At 65.5% G+C, this 19,316-nt stretch carries 23 protein-coding genes; 16 read left to right on the top strand and 7 right to left on the bottom strand.

Translation table 11 applies throughout. The annotated features are described in order from the left end of the window. The first annotated feature begins 71 nt into the window (after positions 1–71). From A3Q7_RS0104350 to A3Q7_RS0104310, 9 genes are all read left to right on the top strand, one after another. Positions 72–1,328 (top strand): putative Na+/H+ antiporter, encoded by a 1,257-nt coding sequence (locus tag A3Q7_RS0104350; RefSeq protein WP_018410633.1) that lies wholly within the window; start codon positions 72–74, stop codon positions 1,326–1,328. Between the two features lie 102 nt (positions 1,329–1,430). After that, on the top strand, positions 1,431–1,754 hold the full coding sequence (locus A3Q7_RS0104345; RefSeq protein ID WP_018410632.1) for an ArsR/SmtB family transcription factor: 324 nt from the start codon (positions 1,431–1,433) through the stop codon (positions 1,752–1,754). Between the two features lie 13 nt (positions 1,755–1,767). Continuing rightward, positions 1,768–2,262 (top strand): ArsI/CadI family heavy metal resistance metalloenzyme, encoded by a 495-nt coding sequence (locus A3Q7_RS0104340; protein WP_018410631.1) that lies wholly within the window; start codon positions 1,768–1,770, stop codon positions 2,260–2,262. A gap of 1 nt (position 2,263) precedes the next feature. Further along, entirely contained in the window at positions 2,264–2,755 is a 492-nt protein-coding gene (locus tag A3Q7_RS0104335) for an arsenate reductase ArsC (RefSeq protein ID WP_018410630.1), read from the top strand. 9 nt (positions 2,756–2,764) lie between these two features. Continuing rightward, complete coding sequence (gene arsB, locus A3Q7_RS0104330; RefSeq protein ID WP_018410629.1) at positions 2,765–3,781, top strand: ACR3 family arsenite efflux transporter; 1,017 nt, start codon at positions 2,765–2,767, stop codon at positions 3,779–3,781. A 92-nt stretch (positions 3,782–3,873) separates the two neighbouring features. Then, positions 3,874–4,437, top strand: a complete 564-nt coding sequence (ahpC, locus tag A3Q7_RS0104325; RefSeq protein ID WP_018410628.1) for an alkyl hydroperoxide reductase subunit C — start codon at positions 3,874–3,876, stop codon at positions 4,435–4,437. Positions 4,438–4,578: 141 nt separating this feature from the next. Then, complete coding sequence (gene ahpF, locus A3Q7_RS0104320) at positions 4,579–6,150, top strand: alkyl hydroperoxide reductase subunit F (protein WP_018410627.1); 1,572 nt, start codon at positions 4,579–4,581, stop codon at positions 6,148–6,150. An 81-nt stretch (positions 6,151–6,231) separates the two neighbouring features. Then, the gene (locus A3Q7_RS0104315; RefSeq protein WP_018410626.1) at positions 6,232–6,696 is read left to right on the top strand and encodes a CopD family protein; all 465 of its coding nucleotides are present in this window, start codon (positions 6,232–6,234) and stop codon (positions 6,694–6,696) included. After that, complete coding sequence (locus tag A3Q7_RS0104310; protein WP_018410625.1) at positions 6,693–7,466, top strand: TrmH family RNA methyltransferase; 774 nt, start codon at positions 6,693–6,695, stop codon at positions 7,464–7,466. Before A3Q7_RS0104315 ends, A3Q7_RS0104310 begins: the two co-directional genes overlap by 4 nt. 36 nt (positions 7,467–7,502) lie before the next feature. On the opposite strand, the gene A3Q7_RS0104305 is transcribed toward A3Q7_RS0104310, so the two are convergent. Both A3Q7_RS0104305 and A3Q7_RS0104300 read right to left on the bottom strand, forming a co-directional pair. Continuing rightward, complete coding sequence (locus tag A3Q7_RS0104305) at positions 7,503–8,177, bottom strand: response regulator (RefSeq protein ID WP_018410624.1); 675 nt, start codon at positions 8,175–8,177, stop codon at positions 7,503–7,505. 1 nt (position 8,178) lies between these two features. Further along, positions 8,179–9,531, bottom strand: a complete 1,353-nt coding sequence (locus A3Q7_RS0104300; RefSeq protein ID WP_018410623.1) for a sensor histidine kinase — start codon at positions 9,529–9,531, stop codon at positions 8,179–8,181. Between the two features lie 205 nt (positions 9,532–9,736). On the opposite strand from A3Q7_RS0104300, the gene A3Q7_RS0104295 reads away from it, so the two are divergent. The 6 genes from A3Q7_RS0104295 (at position 9,737) to A3Q7_RS0104270 (ending at position 14,538) form a co-directional block, all read left to right on the top strand. Beyond that, positions 9,737–9,934, top strand: a complete 198-nt coding sequence (locus A3Q7_RS0104295; RefSeq protein ID WP_026224476.1) for a hypothetical protein — start codon at positions 9,737–9,739, stop codon at positions 9,932–9,934. 199 nt (positions 9,935–10,133) lie between these two features. After that, a complete protein-coding gene (locus tag A3Q7_RS0104290; protein ID WP_026224475.1) occupies positions 10,134–10,331 on the top strand; it encodes a hypothetical protein in 198 nt (65 codons plus the stop codon). 109 nt (positions 10,332–10,440) lie between these two features. Continuing rightward, on the top strand, positions 10,441–11,370 hold the full coding sequence (locus tag A3Q7_RS0104285) for a histone deacetylase family protein (RefSeq protein WP_026224474.1): 930 nt from the start codon (positions 10,441–10,443) through the stop codon (positions 11,368–11,370). Positions 11,371–11,397: 27 nt separating this feature from the next. Continuing rightward, positions 11,398–11,859 carry an NfeD family protein gene (locus tag A3Q7_RS0104280; protein WP_018410619.1) on the top strand — a complete coding sequence of 154 codons (462 nt, stop codon included), beginning with the start codon at positions 11,398–11,400 and terminating at the stop codon, positions 11,857–11,859. Further along, positions 11,856–12,719 (top strand): SPFH domain-containing protein, encoded by an 864-nt coding sequence (locus A3Q7_RS0104275; protein ID WP_018410618.1) that lies wholly within the window; start codon positions 11,856–11,858, stop codon positions 12,717–12,719. Before A3Q7_RS0104280 ends, A3Q7_RS0104275 begins: the two co-directional genes overlap by 4 nt. A 175-nt stretch (positions 12,720–12,894) precedes the next feature. Further along, the gene (locus tag A3Q7_RS0104270; protein ID WP_018410617.1) at positions 12,895–14,538 is read left to right on the top strand and encodes an electron transfer flavoprotein-ubiquinone oxidoreductase; all 1,644 of its coding nucleotides are present in this window, start codon (positions 12,895–12,897) and stop codon (positions 14,536–14,538) included. 710 nt (positions 14,539–15,248) lie between these two features. On the opposite strand, the gene A3Q7_RS0104265 is transcribed toward A3Q7_RS0104270, so the two are convergent. From A3Q7_RS0104265 to A3Q7_RS0104250, 4 genes are all read right to left on the bottom strand, one after another. Continuing rightward, on the bottom strand, positions 15,249–15,611 hold the full coding sequence (locus tag A3Q7_RS0104265; RefSeq protein ID WP_018410616.1) for a cupin domain-containing protein: 363 nt from the start codon (positions 15,609–15,611) through the stop codon (positions 15,249–15,251). A 185-nt stretch (positions 15,612–15,796) separates the two neighbouring features. Further along, on the bottom strand, positions 15,797–16,279 hold the full coding sequence (locus tag A3Q7_RS0104260; RefSeq protein WP_018410615.1) for a hypothetical protein: 483 nt from the start codon (positions 16,277–16,279) through the stop codon (positions 15,797–15,799). 234 nt (positions 16,280–16,513) lie between these two features. Further along, positions 16,514–16,864, bottom strand: coding sequence for a TfoX/Sxy family protein (locus A3Q7_RS0104255; RefSeq protein ID WP_018410614.1), 351 nt, complete (start codon positions 16,862–16,864; stop codon positions 16,514–16,516). A 170-nt stretch (positions 16,865–17,034) separates the two neighbouring features. Then, entirely contained in the window at positions 17,035–17,520 is a 486-nt protein-coding gene (locus A3Q7_RS0104250; RefSeq protein WP_018410613.1) for a VOC family protein, read from the bottom strand. A 330-nt stretch (positions 17,521–17,850) separates the two neighbouring features. On the opposite strand from A3Q7_RS0104250, the gene A3Q7_RS0104245 reads away from it, so the two are divergent. Further along, positions 17,851–18,618, top strand: coding sequence for an outer membrane protein (locus A3Q7_RS0104245; RefSeq protein ID WP_018410612.1), 768 nt, complete (start codon positions 17,851–17,853; stop codon positions 18,616–18,618). Between the two features lie 51 nt (positions 18,619–18,669). On the opposite strand, the gene A3Q7_RS0104240 is transcribed toward A3Q7_RS0104245, so the two are convergent. Further along, entirely contained in the window at positions 18,670–19,275 is a 606-nt protein-coding gene (locus A3Q7_RS0104240; RefSeq protein ID WP_332309908.1) for an SAM-dependent methyltransferase, read from the bottom strand. Between the last annotated feature and the right edge of the window lie 41 nt (positions 19,276–19,316).

Raw genomic sequence — 19,316 nt, 5'->3', positions numbered from 1 at the left:
TCCCGTCTCGAGCGAGACGCAAATCCCCGGCAGCCCTGTCCGATCAACATCTGCCGGAACAAGGATCCGAAATGAACCCAAGCGCGCTGGAGGTGGTCGGCACCGGTCTGTTCGTGGTCGCCGTCGCGCACACTTTCCTGACCAAGTACTTCGAACACCTCGCCCATCTTCAACCCGGCCACGCTGGAATATGGCATCTGCTCGGCGAAGTCGAGGTGGTATTCGGCTTCTGGGCCTTCGTACTGCTGGCCTGGATGGCGATCGCATCCGGCGCCGACGCCGCCGCCGGCTACCTCGAGCGACTCGATTTCACCGAGCCGGCCTTCGTGTTCGTCATCATGGTGGTGGCCGCCAGCCGTCCCATACTCGAGCTGTGCAAGGCGGGCGCCCGCGCACTGGCTCGCTACATTCCGCTCAACGACAGCCTGTCCTTCTACTTCGTCTGCCTGTCCGTGCTGCCGCTGCTCGGCTCCTTCGTCACCGAACCGGCTGCGATGACACTGGCCGCGCTGATGCTGCGCGACAACTTCTACCGCCGGAGCATTTCGCACCGCCTGAAGTACGTGACGCTGGGCGCGCTGTTCGTCAATGTATCGATAGGCGGGACGCTCACCCATTTCGCCGCACCGCCGGTACTCATGGTGGCCGGCAAGTGGAACTGGGACATGTGGTACATGCTCGGCCACTTCGGCTGGAAATCGGCACTCGCGGTGTTCGCCAACGCGGGCATCGCCACTTTCCTGTTCGCGCGCGAATTGAAGGCGCTGGACGTGAATGCGCGCGACAGCGACCGCACGGTACCGGGCGCGCTCATCCTGCTGCATGTGTTCTTCCTGGCCGGCATCGTCTATTTCGCCCACCACCCGGTCGTGTTCGTCGGTCTGTTCCTGCTCTTCCTCGGTGTGGCCGAGGGCTACAAGCATCATCACGACAGGCTCATGCTGCGCGAGGGCCTCATGGTCGGCTTTTTCCTGGCTGGCCTGGTCACGCTGGGCACGCTGCAGCAATGGTGGTTGCAGGGAGCGCTGGCCGGCATGGACAGCACGGCGCTGTATTTCGGCGCGACCGCGCTCACCGCGATCACGGACAACGCGGCGCTGACCTATCTCGGTTCGCTGGTCGACGGCACTGACGACGCGTTCCGGCATTCGCTGGTCGCCGGCGCCGTCACCGGCGGTGGCCTGACGGTGATTGCCAACGCGCCGAATCCGGCCGGGTTTTCCATCCTGCGTGGCTATTTCGACGACGAGTCGATCAATCCGCTCGGTCTGTTCGTCACCGCTGTGCCGCCCACCATCGTCGCCATTCTGGCTTTCCGCACGCTGTAAGCGGCGAGACGGCGCCGCCGTCCCGGTGCGCTTCTTCAGCGCCGCACCGTGCGAAACAAAAAGGTTCTGGCATTTATTCCAATATTCGACAATAATCGAACAATGGAAGAGAAACTTGTCATTCGTGCCCTCGCGGCGCTGGCGCAGGAAGTACGTCTGCGTGTGTTCCGCGCCCTGGTTGTCGCGGGTCCGGAGGGCATGACGCCAGGCACACTCGGCGAACAACTGGGTGTCGCGCCGACCACGCTGTCCTTCCATCTGAAGGAGCTGACCCAGGCCGGTCTGCTGCAGCAATCGCGCAGCGGCCGCAACCTGATCTATCGAGCTGATTACGCCTGCATGGGCGATCTGCTCGCCTATCTCACCGAGAACTGTTGCGCCGGTGCCCCGTGCACCGCAGCGCCGCCTTCCTGCACGCAATGTTGAACGGAGAACCACGATGAAACGCTTTCATGTCCATCTGCATGTCGACGATCTGGCCCGCAGCATCGCCTTCTACAACCGCCTGTTCGACGCCCGGCCGGCGCGGCAGGAAGCGGATTACGCGAAATGGATGCTGGATGACCCGCCGGTCAATTTCGCCATTTCCACCCGTGGCAGTCAGGCCGGCATTGATCACCTGGGCATCCAGACCGACGACCCCGAAGAGCTCGCGGCCATGAAGGCGCGCGCCGAATCGGCCGACATGGCGCTGCTGGACGAGGGCGAAACCACCTGTTGCTATGCGCGCAGCGAAAAGCACTGGGTGACCGATCCGCAAGGCATCGCCTGGGAACACTTCCACACGCTGGCCAACATTCCGGTATTCAACGAAAGCGCGCAGACGGCGGGCGAGGGCAGCGCCTGCTGCACGCCCAAGGCGCCGGTCACGCGTGGCAAGCCGCTCGCGATAGGCGTGAAGACGACAGGTACGACGGGTTCGGGTTGCTGCTGACATGAGCGCGCCCATCCACGTGCTGTTTCTGTGCACTCACAATTCCGCTCGCAGCGTGTTGGCCGAATGTCTGCTGAACCATCTGGGCGGCGAGCGCTTCCGTGCCTTTTCCGCCGGCAGTACGCCATCGGGTCGCGTCAATCCCCTGGCGCTGCAGGCGCTGAACGAACAGGGCATCGCCACTGAAAGCGTGCGCAGCAAGTCCTGGGACGAATTCGCATCTGCGGGCGCACCACGGATGGATCTCATCATCACGGTGTGCGACGCCGCCGCCGGTGAGGTATGCCCGATATGGCCGGGTCACCCGGCCACCGCGCACTGGGGCTATGCCGATCCGTCGACGACGCAGGGCAGCGAAGCCGCAAAACTCGCCGCCTTCCGCGACACGCTTGCGCTGATGCGGCGACGCATCGAAATACTGGTGGCCATGCCCGACGAACGCCTGCATGCGCTGGCCCTGCAACAGACCGCCCGCGATCTGGCGGCAGACTGAGAGCTTCGCATGGGCATGTTCGAACGCTGGCTCACCGTCTGGGTGGGTCTGGCCATTGTCGTCGGCATCGGGCTCGGCTTGACCGCACCCGGCGCCTTCGCCGTCGTCGCCGCGCTCGAAGTGGCGCATGTCAATCTGGTGGTGGCGGTGCTCATCTGGGTCATGATCTATCCGATGATGATCCAGATCGACTTCGCCTCGGTGCGCGACGTCGGGCGACGGCCGCAGGGCCTCGCGCTCACCCTGGTGGTGAACTGGCTCATCAAGCCCTTCACGATGGCCGCGCTGGGCGTACTGTTTTTCCACCACCTGTTCGCGCCCTGGGTCGATCCGGCCTCCGCCGATGAATACATCGCCGGCATGATCCTGCTCGGCGTCGCGCCATGTACCGCCATGGTATTCGTCTGGAGCCAGCTCACGCGTGGCGATCCGAACTACACCCTGGTGCAGGTTTCGGTGAACGATCTGGTCATGATTGTCGCCTTCGCACCGATCGCGGCTTTCCTGCTGGGCGTCACCGACATCGTCGTCCCCTGGCAGACGCTGCTGCTGTCCACCGTGCTCTACGTCGTGCTGCCGCTGCTTGCCGGGGTGCTGACGCGCCGCGCACTGAGTTCGCCTGGCGCTGTCGCGACTTTCGTCGCACGACTGAAGCCCGCCTCCGTCGTCGGCCTGCTGGCCACGGTACTCATGCTGTTCGCGCTGCAGGCGGAAACACTGGTCGCACAACCGGTGGTGATCGCGCTGATCGCGATTCCGCTGATCATCCAGACCTACGGCATCTTCGCGATCACCTTCGTGCTGGCCAGGCGCATGCGGCTTCCGTATCCGGTCGCCGCGCCCGCCTGCCTGATCGGCACTTCCAATTTTTTCGAACTTGCGGTCGCCGTCGCGATCTCCCTGTTCGGCCTGCATTCGGGCGCCGCGCTCGCCACCGTGGTCGGCGTGCTGGTCGAGGTCCCGGTCATGCTGTCGCTGGTGGCGTTGATGCGTCGCTTCGGCCGGCTGTTTCCGGCCTACGCATGAAATTTTTTAGATCAAGTCTAAACAAACGGCTTCTTTCGGATTATCATGAAGCTTCTTCACCCCCCCGCAACTCAACAACAGAGGACTCTGAGATGTCGATCATCAACACCGCCGTCCAGCCGTTCAAGGCCAATGCATTCCACAACGGCAAGTTCATCACCGTGACCGAAGAAAGCCTGAAGGGCAAGTGGTCGGTGATCGTGTTCATGCCGGCCGCCTTCACCTTCAACTGCCCGACCGAAGTCGAAGATGCAGCGAACAACTACGCCGAGTTCCAGAAGGCGGGCGCCGAAGTCTATATCGTCACCACCGACACCCATTTCTCCCACAAGGTGTGGCACGAAACCTCGCCGGCTGTCGGCAAGGCCCAGTTCCCGCTGGTTGGCGACCCGACCCACCAACTGACCCGTGCGTTTGACGTGCATATCGATGAAGAAGGCCTGGCGCTGCGCGGCACCTTCATCATCAACCCGGAAGGCGTGGTCAAGACCGCCGAGATCCACGACAACGCGATCGCCCGCGACATGAATGAAACGCTGCGCAAGCTGAAGGCTGCCCAGTTCGTCGCGAACAACCCGGGCCAGGTCTGCCCGGCCAAGTGGAAGGAAGGTGCCGCCACGCTGACCCCGTCGCTGGATCTGGTCGGCAAGATCTAAGAGCCTTCTCGGCTCTGCGGGGCACCGGCCGGATCACCCTCCGGCCGGCGCGTCCGCCGGGACGCCCGGGTCAGGTCGCGTACCGCGCCCGTCCCGGGCGTTTTGTTTCCCGCTTCACCTGTCTGGAAAGCTGAGCACACCATGCTGGACGATACCCTCAAGGCCCAGTTGAAGGCCTACCTCGAGAAGCTGCAGTACCCGATAGAACTGAGCGCCGCGCTCGACGACGGCGCAAGCTCGGGCGAACTGCGCGGGCTGCTGTCCGATATCGCATCGCTGTCGGACAAGATCACCGTGACCGAGCAGGCGGGCGAGGGCGTGCGTACCCCGTCGTTCGCGATCAATCGCAAGGGCGGAGACATGTCGCTGCGCTTCGCGGCGATTCCGCTCGGCCACGAATTCACGTCGCTGGTGCTCGCGCTGCTGCAGGCGGGTGGACATCCGCCGCGCGTGTCCGACGAGGTGATCGAACAGATCAAGGGGCTGGATGGCGATTTCAGCTTCGAAGTGTTCATGTCGCTGTCCTGCCACAACTGCCCCGACGTGGTGCAGGCGCTGAACCTGATGGCGGTGCTCAACCCGCGGGTGAAGGTGGTCACCATAGACGGCGCCTTGTTCCAGAAGGAAGTCGAGGAGCGTCAGGTCATGGCCGTGCCCATGGTGTTCCTGAACGGAGAACTGTTCGGCTCCGGGCGCATGACCATCGAGGAAATCCTGGCCAAGGTCGATACCGGCGCCGCGAAGCGCGACGCCGAGAAGATCAGCGCGCGCGCACCGTTCGACGTGCTGGTGGTGGGCGGTGGTCCGGCCGGTTCGGCGGCCGCGATCTACGCCGCGCGCAAGGGCATACGCACCGGCATCGTCGCGGAACGCTTCGGTGGCCAGCTCATGGATACGCTGGGCATCGAGAACTTCATTTCGGTCAAGGAAACCGAAGGCCCCAAGCTCACCGCGGCGCTGGAAGAACACGTGAAGACCTATGACGTGGACGTCATGCCGCTGCAGCGGGTCGAGAAGCTGGTGCCGGCAGAACAACCAGGCGGTCTGGTCACGCTGCAGCTCGCGAATGGCGCGCAGTTGAAGTCGCGCGCGGTCATCGTCGCCACCGGCGCGCGCTGGCGCGAAATGAATGTGCCTGGCGAACGCGAGTACCGCAACAAGGGCGTGGCCTACTGCCCGCATTGCGACGGTCCGCTGTTCAAGGGCAAGCGCGTCGCGGTGATCGGCGGCGGCAATTCGGGGGTCGAGGCCGCCATCGATCTCGCCGGCATCGTCGGTCATGTCACGCTGCTCGAATTCGACAAGCAGATGCGCGCTGATGCCGTGCTTCAGCGCAAGCTGCTGAGTCTGCCCAATGTGAAGGTGATCCTCGAGGCGCAGACGACCGAAGTGACCGGTGGTGCCGACGGCAAGGTGAATGCGCTGAAATACACCGATCGCGCGAGCGGTGAGTCGCATACCGTGGAACTCGAGGGCATTTTCGTGCAGATCGGTCTGGTGCCGAATACCGAGTGGCTCAAGGGCACGCTGGAACTCACCCGCTATGGCGAGATTCCGGTCGATGCGCGCGGCGAGACCGCGACCCACGGCGTGTTCGCCGCCGGCGACGTGACCACCGTGCCGTACAAGCAGATCATCATCGCGATGGGCGAGGGCGCGAAGGCCGCGATCTCCGCCTTCGACTATCTGATCCGCACGTCGGCACCTGACTGAGGCCGCTTATAATCGCCAGGCCCGCGTGTCCTGCGACATGCGGGCCTTCTGTCGCTCATCCTCCGCGTCCGTCCGCCTGCCATGACCGTCTCGCCCCTGCTGCTTTTCCTGCATATCGCCGGCGTCGTGATCTGGGTCGGCGGCATGTTCTTCGCGTATGTCTGCCTGCGCCCGGTGGCGGCCGCACAGCTCGAACCGCCACAGCGGCTGACGCTGTGGGCCGGCGTGTTCGCGCGCTTCCTGCCGCTGGTGTGGGGCATGGTGGCGCTCATCCTTGCATCCGGCCTGGCCATGATGCTGGCGGTCGGCATGAAGGCGGCACCGGTGCACTGGCACATCATGTTCGGTCTCGGCCTGCTCATGATGTTCATCTTCATGCACGTGTTCTTCGCGCCCTACCGGCGGCTGTCGCGCGCGGTCACGGCGAGCGACTGGCCGGCGGGCGGCGCCGCGCTCGGACAGATACGCAGTCTCGTCGGACTGAACACCGCGCTGGGCTTCGTCGTGATCGCGGTGGCGACGCTGGGCCGACTGCTGGCCGGATGAAGCACATCCAGTCGCGCGACAACGCGCAGTACAAGCAGCTCCGTCGTCTCGCAACCTCGTCCCAGGCCCGACGCGACGCCGGCGAGACCCTGATCGACGGGCCGCACCTGTTCCGCAGCGCACTCGACGCAGGAGTGCGTCCCAAGCTCGCCATCGTCGCCGAGCGGGCACTGGACAAACCGGAAGTGACGGCGCTGCGCTCGGCCGACGGCGTGACCGCATTGCTGCTGCCGGATGCACTGTTCGACGAACTGAGTCCGGCCGAGACGCCGGCCGGCTTGCTCGGACTCATCGACATTCCGCGGCCGGAGTCGACGCGGCTCGATGCGGACTGTCTGGTGCTCGACGCGGTGCAGGACACCGGTAATCTGGGCACCTTGCTGCGCGCGGCGTGGGCGACCGGCGTGCGCGACGTGCTGCTCACGCGCGGCTGCGCACAGGCGTGGAGCCCCAAGGTATTGCGCGCGGGGCAGGGCGCCCATTTCTCTCTGCGCATCGAGGAACATTGCGATGTCGCGGCACGCCTGCGCGACTATCCGGGACGCATCGTCGCCACCCGCCTGGACGCGCGCGCCAGCCTCTACGACCTGGACCTGCGCGGCCCGGTGGCCTGGCTGTTCGGCAATGAAGGCGCCGGGCTGTCTGCCGCGGTCAGCGTGCTGGCCACCGACGCGATCATCATTCCCATGCCGGGCTCGGCGGAATCGCTGAACGTGGCGATGGCCGGCACCGTGTGCCTGTTCGAACAGGCGCGCCAGCGACGCGGCTGAACATGCGGCGCCGCACCCCGGCGCGCGGGCGAGGGGTCAGTTCGTCGGCTCGCCCGGCTTGGCGGCCCAGGGCACCAGTCCGGCAGCGCTCGCCAGCCGGACCAGTTCCACATCGCTGCGCACATCGAGCTTCTGCCGGATTTCGCTCATGCGGTTGGAAATGGTTTTCGGGCTCAGCTTGAGCGCCTCGGCAATTTCCTCGAGCGTCATGCCGGCCAGCAGCAGGCGGCAGATTTCGAATTCGCGCGGCGTCAGCACATCGAGCCGGCGCTCGTCCGGCATCACATTGTGCAGCGCCAGTTGTTCGGCCACGCGCGGACTGAGCGTACGGCGCCCCTGGGCGGCCGCGAGCACCGCCTGCACGAGTGCATCCGGCTCGGTGTCCTTGGTCAGGAAGCCGATCGCGCCGGCTTCCAGCGCCTGTCGCGCGAAAGCCGGCTGCGCGTGCATCGAGAACATGAGCACGCGGGCGCGGCCGTCGAGCGCCAGCATGCGGCGGGCCGCCTCGATGCCGCTCGGCCCGGGCAGCGATATGTCCATCACCACCACGTCCGGCTTCATCAGGCGGAACAACTGGTAGGCCTCGTCCGCGGTACCGGCTTCGCCCACCACTTCCATCATGCGGCTGTGTTCGAGGAAGCGGCGGTAGCCGGCCCGCACGACGGCGTGATCGTCAACCAGCAGGACGCGGATCGGATGGTTCGATGACATGTCAATCTTCCTGTAGCGATGTTTTCAGTGGAAGCCAGGCGCTGACCCTCCAGCCGCCCTCGGCGCGCGGGCCGGCGCGGCAATCGCCGCCCAGCGCGAGCGCGCGTTCGCGCATGCCGACCAGCCCGAAGCCGCTTTCCGGCAGACTGTTCGGCATCGGTTCGCCATCGTCGGTCACCTCGAGGATGACCCGCTGTGCCGCGCGATCGATGCGCAGAGCGATGTCGATGCGGGTGCATCGCGCATGCTTGACCGTATTGGTCAGGCACTCCTGCACGATGCGATACAGCGTGATGTCGTGCATCGACGACAGCTCGCTCAGATCCGGGTCGATGCGCAGCGCCACCTGGGCCGGGTCGGAAGCGCAGCCACGCTGGGTGCACAGTTCCTGCAATGCGTGACGCAGCCCCAGTTCCTCGATGTCGGGCGGCCGCAGATGTTCCAGCAGATTGCGCACAAGGCGCAGAAGATGGCCGACCTGTTCCGACATCCAGTGCGCCGCCTCGCGATGTTCGGCCAGTTCCGGCTTGTCGGCGCAGGCGGCGGCGAGCAGCCGCGCGTGCGGATGGATGGCCACCAGATAGGGACTCAGTTCGTCGTGCAGATCGCGCGCCAGCGACTGGCGGATTTCCTCTTCGTGCGTGATGAGCTTGCGCAGCAGCCGCGCGCGCTCGGCCACGGCGATTTCCAGTTCCGCCGCCATATTGTTGAACGACGCCGACAACGGCGCCAGATCGCCCGGACCGACGTTTTCCAGGCGCGCCTCCAGCCGCCCCTCGCCGATCGAGCGCAGAGCCTGCATCACGCGGTCCAGCGGCTGCAATGCGCGGCCCACTGCCCAGAACACCATGATGCATGCGATCAGTCCGATGGCGGCCACCATGGTGGTCTGCTTGATGTAGTCGTCCCAGATCTCGGCCAGCTCGTCGTCTGCATTGGGCACCAGCAGGTAGTAACCGATCACCCGACCTGACATGTAGATGTCCTTGCGCAGCGGCGGCAGACTGCGCAGACGCTGTTCCAGCCAGCCCAGCGGAATGCTTTCGTTGCCGCTCGCGTCCGGGCGCGAGGTGAGTACCACCTGGCCGGACAGCGCGTGCACCTCGACCGTGAGATGGCGCAGATGACTGAGTTCGCGCGTGAGCTCGATGCGTCCGAGCAGGGCTTCCGCCGTCACACCCGGGGGCGCGGGCGACAGCACGCTGGGCAGCAGGGCCTGCGCCAGCCGTGCGACGGAATTGATTTCGGCCACCGCATCGTCCTGGGCGTCATACAGGCGCCGGACACTGTCGGCCACGACGAGGAGGGTCATCAGCGACCCGATGATCAGGGTGAGTCTGAAGCGCAGACTCATGCGAGCGATCCGGAAGATTGGGGATCGGGCATCGTAATGCGAAGACCATCGGGAAATCATCCCGTGCTGCGCATGCGCCCTCGCCCGGGTCGGGACGGGTTCCCATATGTTTGCGGGATTTCGCCCCTGTCAGCCGCGGGTTGCAATCACCGATAGTGTGCGCACGGTTGCCATGTGAGCGACCGGCCAAGAGGAGATGGTCACCATGAAAAGAACTGCACTGCTCTGCGCGCTCGCCCTGCTGAGCGCTCCGGTCCTGGCGGCCGATGCGAAGAAGCCCGCCTCGTCGGAAAAACCCGAACTGGCCCGCGACTGGGTCGAAATGGATGCCAACAAGGATGGTTTCATCACTCCGGACGAAATGGTGAACTGGGAAAAGAAGCGCGCCGAATCCAAGAAGTGATCGACGCGCGCAGGCCCGGCCGACCGTGCCGGGTCGCGATGAACGGCCCCGCCACGAGCGGGGCTTGTTTTTTTTCGGCGCGCGGAACCTGGCGGGACGGTCTTCGGTCAATGCGATGCGTTCATGAGTGCGCTAAGCAAAAAGCTTTTTGTCGCACCAGTGCGCGCTTTCAACCTTGTTGACCATTGAGGAGTTCGCCATGCACAAGATCGCGCCCGTGTTTGCTGCCTTCGCCCTGATGGCAGCCTCCGTCCACGCTGCAGATACCCGGAAGGCCGACGGCGGCCAGCCGGAACTGGCCCGAGACTGGGTCAAGATGGATGTGGACCGTGACGGCCATATCACCCCCGATGAAATGCTGAACTACGAGAAAGCCAAGGCATCGCAGAAGAAGTAAGCCTGCTGCCCGCTCACGCCCGCCGATACCGCAGGGCGGGCTCACGCCGGAGCGCCGGTCGGTGCTCCGGCATTTTCTCGTCCGCTGCATCTGCCTCTACACTGCAGCGATGAGCTGCATACTGATTTCCCACCCTGACTGCCTCGCCCATCAGCCCGGAGAGCGCCATCCCGAATCTCCCGCGCGCCTGGAGGCGGTCATGGCAGAGCTGGGCAGGCTGGGTCTGGACCGCAGTTGGCGCCGGGTCGACGCGCCCCGGGTGACGCGCGCCCAGCTCGAGCGCGTGCATACCGCCGCCTATCTGGACGAGGTGGAGCGCGTGGCGCCCGCCAGCGGCGTCTACCGCCTCGAGAACGACACCTATATGTCGCCTGGAAGCCTGGCGGCGGCACAGCGCGCCGCCGGTGCCGTGGTGCATGCGGTCGACCTGATCATGAGCGGGCAGGCCCGCTCGGCCTTCTGCGCCACGAGACCGCCGGGCCACCACGCGAAGCCCGGCGACGCGATGGGTTTCTGCATCTACGGCAATGTCGCGGTCGGTGCCGCGCACGCCATGGCCGCGCACGGACTGGAACGCATCGTCATCGCCGATTTCGACGTACACCGCGGCAATGGCACCGAACTCATGTTCCGGCGCGACGCCCGCGTGCTCATGGCGGACAGTTTCCAGCATCCCTACTATCCGCGCGGCGACTTTCCCGAGCGTTCCGGCTATATTCCACTGCGCTTGCAGGCGGGCGAGGGTTCCGCTGCCTTTCGCGCGCTGTGGTCAGACGCGCTGCCTCGGCTGCGCAGCTTCCGTCCGCAGATGGTGTTCGTGTCGGCGGGTTTCGATGCATTGCGCGGCGACCCGCTGGCGCAGATCGAACTGGAACCTGCGGATTACCGCTGGCTCACGCACGAACTGCGCGACGTCGCCGAAGCCCACGGGGACGGGCGCATCGTGTCGACCCTGGAAGGCGGCTACGGCCTGCCGGCCATCGGCGGCGCGGTGGCCGCTCACCTGATGGCGCTGGGCGACTGCATCGCCCGGGCCTGAACAACGCACCGCGCAAGGGAGCCGCACATGGAATGGTGGTACTGGCTGGTCATCGGCCTGGCACTGATCGCGATAGAAATTACCGCGCCCGGCATGGTGCTGCTGTGGTTCGGCGTCGGCGCGCTCGGCGTCGCCCTTTTGCTGGCGCTGATACCCGCTCTGTCACTGGTGGCCCAGCTTCTGATCTGGAGCGCCACGTCGTGCGCGCTGCTTGTGCTGTGGTTCCGCGTGTTCCGCAACAGTCGCGCGCGCACGCTGGCCGGCACCTCGTCCGGCGACGTGCTCGGCGAGATCGGGCTGCTCACGCGTGACATCGCCGCCTTCGGACGGGGCCAGGTGCGGTTCCAGAAACCTCTGCTTGGCGCCGACCTGTGGGACTGCATCGCCGACGAGCCGCTGGCCGCCGGCGAGCGCGTCAAGGTGGCGGCGATCGAAGGGTCGCTGCTCAAGGTTGCCCGCATACACCACTCCCGGGGAGAACACGCATGAATGCAGGTCTGGTCGTTGCCGTCGCGATACTGGTCTTCATCGCCATCACGCTGGCCAAGGGCCTGCGCATCGTGCCGCAGGGCGAGGAGTGGATCGTGCAGCGGCTGGGCAAGTACCAGGGCACGCTGCTGCCCGGCCTGCGCGTCATCATTCCGTATGTCGACGATGTCGCCTACAAGATGGTGACCAAGGACATCATCCTCGACGTGCAGGAGCAGGAGGTGATCACGCGCGACAACGCGGTCATCCGCACCAATGCGGTCGCCTTCATCAAGGTGACCGACCCGGTGAAGGCGGCATATGGCGTGACCGACTTTTCCGAGGCCATCCGCAATCTCATCATGACCACGCTGCGTTCCATCGTCGGCGAAATGGATCTCGACCAGGCGCTGTCCAGTCGCGACAAGATCAAGGTGCGTCTGCGCGAGAGCATCGCCGACGAGGCAATAGACTGGGGCCTGACCGTGAAGTCGGTGGAAATCCAGGACATCAATCCGTCCGATTCCATGCAGCGCGCGATGGAACAGCAGGCCAGCGCGGAGCGCGAGCGCAAGGCCATGGTGACGCGCGCCGAGGGGCAGAAGCAGTCCATGATTCTGGAAGCCGAGGCGCGGCTGGAATCGGCCAAGCGCGATGCGGCCGCGCAGGTGACGCTGGCCGAAGCCAGCGCGGAATCGATACGCCGCGTCACTGTTTCGCTCGGCGAACAGCAGTTGCCGATGATGTATTTGCTCGGCGAAAAGTACATCGCGGCGTTGAACAAGCTGGGCGAATCGCCGAACGCCAAGATCGTCGTATTGCCGGCCGATCTGCAGGACGCGGTGGCCGGCATTTTCGCGCGAGCGGGCGGCAAGTCCTGACGCACCGGCCGGCCGGGCGGAAACCCGGCGGGCACACGGCACCGGTCGAGAACCGGACGGAATCCTGTCATGCCGGCCGGCCACTGCGCGCCGGCGCGCCCGATGGGCGACAATTGCGGCTGTTTCCGGCGAACCTGCGAGGTCTCGGCCGGCCATTCTTGTCTGAAAGCAGCCCATGAACGACATCGAACGTGAATCGATGGAGGTCGACCTCCTCATCGTCGGCGCCGGCCCGGCCGGTCTGGCCGCCGCCATCCGCGCGCGCCAGCTTGCGCAGCAGTCGGGCACCGAACTGTCGGTCTGCGTGATCGAGAAGGCATCCGAAGTCGGTGCCCACATCCTGTCCGGCGCGGTGATGGATCCGCGCGCGCTGACCGAACTGCTGCCCGACTGGCAGGCGCTGGGCGCGCCGCTGGACACGCCGGTCGCGCGCGACGAGGTGCTCTTCCTGTCGGCCGAGGCCGCGCGGCCGGCGCCGCACGCACTGCTGCCTGACAGCTTCCGCAACGAAGGCAATTACATCGTGCGCCTGGGCCATGTGGTGAAGTGGCTCGGTGAGCAGGCCGAGGCGCTGGGCGTTGACGTATTTGCCGGTTTCGCCGGCGCGAACCTCATCGTCGAGGACGACCGCGTGGCCGGCGTCATCACCGGTGACATGGGTGTGGGCCGCGACGGTCAGCCCGGTCCCAATTTCCAGCCCGGCATGGCGCTGCGCGCGAAGTACACCCTGTTCGCCGAAGGCTGTCGCGGCCATCTCGGCCGCGAACTGGAAGAACGCTTCAATCTGCGCGAAGGCGTCGATCCGCAGACCTATGGCCTGGGCATCAAGGAATTGTGGGAAGTGCCGGAGGCGAACAGCGAGCCCGGCCTGGTGGTGCACACCGCGGGCTGGCCGATGGACAACGCCACCTATGGCGGCGGTTTCATCTATCACCTGAAAGACAATCTCGTCGCCCTCGGGCATGTCGTGGGGCTCGACTACAGCAACCCCTGGCTGTCGCCATTCGAGGAGTTCCAGCGCTGGAAAACCCATCCCGCCATCCGCCGCCACATCGAGGGCGGGCGCCGGCTGTCCTATGGCGCGCGTGCGATCGCGGCGGGCGGACTGCAGAGCCTGCCGCGCCTCGTGTTTCCGGGCGGCGCGCTGGTCGGCGACGACGCGGGATTCCTCAATGCCGCCCGCATCAAGGGCAGTCACGCCGCGATCAAGAGCGGCATGCTGGCTGCCGAAGCGGCGGTGGACGCGATCGCCGCCGGACGCGCCGGCGACACGCTGGACGCCTATCCAGCCGCCTTCCGCACAAGCTGGCTGCGCGAGGAACTGCATCGCACCCGCAACTTCAAGCCCTACATGAAGAAGGGCCTGCGGCTGGGCGCGTTGCTGTATGGCGCGGAACAACTGCTGTTCAAGGGCCAGGTACCCTGGACGCTGCGCAACGAAGCCGACCACACCAAGTTGAAACCGGCCGCCGCCTGTACCCCGATCGACTATCCCAAGCCGGATGGCGTGCTCACCTTCGACCGGCTGTCCTCGGTCTTCCTGTCCAATACGAATCATGAAGAGGACCAGCCCTGTCACCTGCAACTGCGGGATCCCGCCGTCGCCATCACCGTCAACCTCGCGGCCTACGACGCGCCGGAACAGCGCTACTGCCCGGCCGGCGTCTACGAAATCGTGCGCGAGGCGGAAGGCCCGCGACTGCAGATCAATGGCCAGAACTGCGTGCACTGCAAGACCTGCGACATCAAGGACCCGACGCAGAACATCCGCTGGGTGACACCGCAAGGCGGGGAAGGGCCGATCTACAACGGCATGTGAGATCGCGGAGGTGAACAGCGTCACCCGATCACGCCCGGCGCCCGGCTTTGTGGGCGCGGGCTTGCCCCGCGATGCAGCTTCGAACGAAGCCGGCGGCCCGCATCCGACGCATCGCGGCCAGAGGCCGCTCCCACGAAAGCTCGCGACAAACACGAACGGAGCCGATGTTTGGTGGGAGCGGGCTTGCCCGCGATGCGGCTTCGAACGAAGCCCACGGCCGGCATCCGACGCATCGCGGCCAGAGGCCGCTCCCACGAAAGCTCGCGACAAACACGAACGCAGCCGATGTTTAGTGGGCGCGGGCTTGCCCGCGATACGGCCTGGAACGTAGCCCGCGGCCTGCCCACGCCACATCGCGGCCAGAGGCCGCTCCCACGAAAGCTCGCGACAAACACGAACGGAGCCGATGTTTGGTGGGAGCGGGCTTGCCCGCGATGCAGCTTCAAACGAAGCCAGCGGCCCGCATCCGTCGCATCGCGGCCAGAGGCCGCTCCCACAAGAACTCGCTCAAACCGGCATCGGAGCCGGGATTTGGTGGGAGCGGGCTTGCCCGCGATACGGCTTCGAACGAAGCCCGCGGCCTGTCCACGCCGCATCGCGGCCAGAGGCTGCTCCCACGAAAGCTCGCGACAAACACGAACGCAGCCGATGTTTAGTGGGAGCGGGCTTGCCCGCGATGCAGCCTGGAACGTAGCCCGCGGCCTGCCCAATCATTCACAGGAGGGCAATGGCTCGAATCCGGCCTCGAACGGGGCGACCACCGAAATGATGCGCAGTGGCTCGGCGCTCGTGCAGCGTACGCCATGAACCTGGCCTCTTTCCGCGATCACGACATCGCCGGGCACGATGTCTATCGTGTTGCCCTGTTCATCGATCTGATACCGTCCCTGTCCGGACAGCACAGTCCATGAGTCCTGGCCATCGGGATGGATATGCGGTGCGATGACCTGCCCCCGCTCGACATGCCAGGCCACGACGACCGAATGCGTCGATTCGGTGATCACCGAGCGTATCGGCTCGGTGGGCGAAACCTGCATGTAATGGTCCGACTTGAATACACGTTGAGTGCCCATGCCCGCTCTCCCATGAATACGCGTCGCACGCAAAGACTGTTTCGTGCATCCATGGTGCCCGAGCTTCTCGATGTTGTGCACCGGCCGCCATCATCGGCCGTCAGTCCTGGATGAAGAACCATAGGGTCTGAGTGGTCGGGTGCCTCTTGCCGCACGGCCGCGGCGGGCTGCGAGCGGAGGATGGATCAGGCGGCGGCTTTGCGCGCTCGCCTTGCGTGCGCCTCCTGCGCGGCATGCGCCAGCCCGTCGCGAACGATTTCCTCGATTGGAGCGAGCGGCACTTCAGGCCGGGGAGGCACCTTCCACCAGTGAGGCATGCGCGCGCATTCGGCGTAGTGCTCCCACCCCATGGTGAATTCACCGAAGTGCTCGTTCACGCGACGCTCGATGGCCGCGGAATAGACCCCCAGATGCTGCACCCACCGCATGTTCAGGAACGCAACCCACGCCAGCGCAGCGAAGGCGACGAATGCAAACGGCAGCGAGAGCCATGGATTGACCCAGTCCTTGATCTTGTCCGCCGCCGGAAACGCGAAGGCGGCGATCGCACCGGCATAGGCCACGTGAGAGAAGGCGATCTTGAGCCTTTCCTTGATTTCGTCACGGGTGTACGCGTGCTCCTTCAACAGGACGTCCAGAGCGCCGTCGGGCAGGGAACGCTTTTCCATCGCAACTCCTGTGAATAGCGGGGCACGCCACATGGTCCACCGACGGCAAGGCGCGCACGAAAGTCATCGCTCCGGCTGCGGTCCGTTTGCGATTATTCCTCAGATCGACCGGCATGAAACGTCCGTCGTCCGGCATTCCGCCTGTCGCGTCACGGGGGCGCGCTGGCGACATCCCGGCCATGCGAGGCGCAAAAAAGGGCCGCAGCAACACCTGTGCGCCGGAGGGCGCAGCCCTCAGCCTGCCGACTGCTTTGGCGCCTTGGGCGGCAGTGCACTGACGGTCTCCTTGCAACGGCGCAGCCAGAACATGAGCTGCGCATCGCTTGCGATGCCTGGCGGATCCACATACACATAGCCGCGCATCGGCTTGCCGGTGAAATCCATCTCGCGCACATGTGCGTGACCGAGCGCCTCGTCGTGGTTCTGCTTGCCGACGCGCGCCATGAGCGTGCTGCCGGTGACCCCGACGAACATATGGCCCCGGTGAAGAAAGGCGATGCCGCCGAACATCCGTCTCTCGCTCAGATCGGCATCATCCGCCGTGGCCCGGCGGATTCGATCCGCCAGCGCATGGTCATACGCCATCGTCTGTCTCCGCGATGCGACGTGCCTGCTCGCCGCCGTCCGCCCACGGGCCGCGCGTTCGGCCCTTCGTCGCCCGCTGCATGCCGCGTGCAGGCCTCACTTCGCGGGAATGCAAGTCCCCTTCGTCATCTGCGAACTTGGCAGTCCCAGCGCCTCGCCCGGTGCGCGGTTCACCCTCGCACGGCCGCCTCGATCGCAGCGATGTCTATCCGGGTCATGCCCATCATCGCATCGAACGCCCACTTCGCCGCTGCACGGTCAGGGTGGGCGATGGCGTTCATCAGTGTCACCGGCGTGATCTGCCAGGACACACCCCATCGATCCCGGCACCAGCCGCAGGCGCTTTCCTGGCCGCCGTTGCCGACGATGGCGTTCCACAACCGGTCGGTTTCCGCCTGATCGACCGTGGCCACCTGGAACGAGAACGCCTCGGTCTGCGGAAACGCAGGACCGCCATTCAGGCCCAGGCAGGGGATGCCCATGACCGTGAATTCCACGGTCAGCACATCGCCTGCCTTGCCGGACGGATAGTCGGCCGGCGCGCGATACACCTTGCCGACGAAGGAATCGGGAAAAGTGGCCGCGTAGAAGCGTGCGGCGTCTTCCGCGCCACCGTTGAACCAGAGACACACGGTGTTCTTTGCGGGCGTGACCATGGCAGATCTCCTCCAGATTGACCGGGCCGGGACTCAGGATGTCGCGGCACGCCCGGATACGACGAATCGAAGCTCGCCGGATCGACATGCCGGCCCGCACAGGACAACGCGGGATGGCACCGGCGCTGTGGCCCGTGCCGCGCGATCGATGCGTCCTTGCTGTCGCGTTGCTGCCACACCGGGCGAAGGGCTGCGGCGCATATCGAGGCCGCGCTTCATGGCTTCAGAAGTCTGCCTGTATGGTCGACAACACAGAAGATGTGCAAAGCGGCGCACCACAAGGGGAACCGCGTTCGGGTGCCAACACTCATTCAGCACCGGGAGACAAACATGCGGGGAGCGTTCGTCGGTTTCATGGTGGCGTGCGCCGGCGGGATCAGCCCCGGCGCCCTGGCGCAGTCTGTGCCCGCACTCGACTGGTCGGGCTTCTATGTCGGCGGCCAGCTTGGCCTCACCCACGGTCGATCCGGTGTGAAAACGGAGGAGGGCGGACCGGGCAGCTATCTCAACGCGACCGATATCCGTCAACTGGACCGCGCCGGCGACAACGATCTGTCCCAGTGGCGCCCGTCGGCCGGCTTGCTGGGCGGCTATGGCAGGCAGTTCGGCAAGGTGCTGGTCGGCATCGAAGCGAGCGCCACCGCACTCCATCTCGACGACGACGAAACGGTGAGCGAGATCTATGAATCGTTGCCGGGGACTCGGTTCAGGCTCAGGCAGTCCGTCTCGGCCGACTGGATGGGCGCCGTGCGCATGCGCCTGGGCTGGGCGGAAGACAAATGGCTGGGCTATGTCACCGGTGGCTTCGCCCTGACCCGGCTGAAATTCGACACCTTGTTCACGGACGACGCCTTCAGTGCCCGCGCACAGCGTTCCGATTCGAAGACGGTGAATGGCTGGAGCATCGGGCTCGGTACCGAGTACGCCATGAGCAAGAACTGGTCGCTCAGGGGCGAATACCTCTATACCCGCTTCGACAAGGTGTCCTCATCCTTCGGCCTCACATCGACCAATGGCAGCGACACCCTGAAGCACTCCGCCGATCTCGATACCCACAGCCTGATGCTCGGCCTCAGCTATCGCTTCAAGGATTTCTGATCCGGACTCCGCCAGCGGGCGACAAGCAGGACGCTCGATCCAGCGCAACCGTCAGGCCCCGGTTTGCAGCCGCCGGCAATACCAGGCATGGATGAGCCCGGCCTGATAGAACTGCACCGGCCTGTCGAAGCCCGCAGACGATATGAGCGCTTCCACGGTCGGGACCGGCAGGATGGCGACGTCCCGATTGTAGGCCGCGCGCATTTGCTGCACGCGTTCCGGCGAGAGGTCGGTCGCCGTCATCGTGCGCAGCCACACCTCCAGCAAGCCGGTGTAATGCGGCGCCTCCGTGTCCGATGCCAGATCGGATGTGGCGAGAAGGCCGCCCGGTTTGAGCCGATCCGCAATGGCCCGGAAGAAATCCGTGCGTTCCCGTGGATCAAGCAGGAACTGCGACACAAGCAGCGAAGCGGCGCCGTCGAACGGTTCGCCGGCCGGCAGGGACTCGAGGTAACCCGTGTGGAAGGTGCAGCGGTCGGCGAAGCCGTGCCGCGCCGCGCGCGTCCTGGCAACGTCCACCATGCGCGAAGACGGCTCGACGGCCACGAATGTCCATGCCGGAAAGCGCTCCGCGAGGAAGTGGATTTCGGCACCCGTGCCCGCGCCCACACACAGCATGCGGGCGTCGTCCGGAAGCGGGCTGAAGATGGACGCCATCAGCAGATGCATGCCATCCCGAAACGGCGCAAGTTTCGCCC

The sequence above is a fragment of the Methyloversatilis thermotolerans genome, assembly GCF_000372885.1.
Taxonomy (GTDB): Bacteria; Pseudomonadota; Gammaproteobacteria; order Burkholderiales; family Rhodocyclaceae; genus Methyloversatilis; species Methyloversatilis thermotolerans.
The sequence above is the reverse complement of the archived record's forward strand: the minus strand, read 5'-3'. Positions and strand labels throughout refer to the sequence as shown.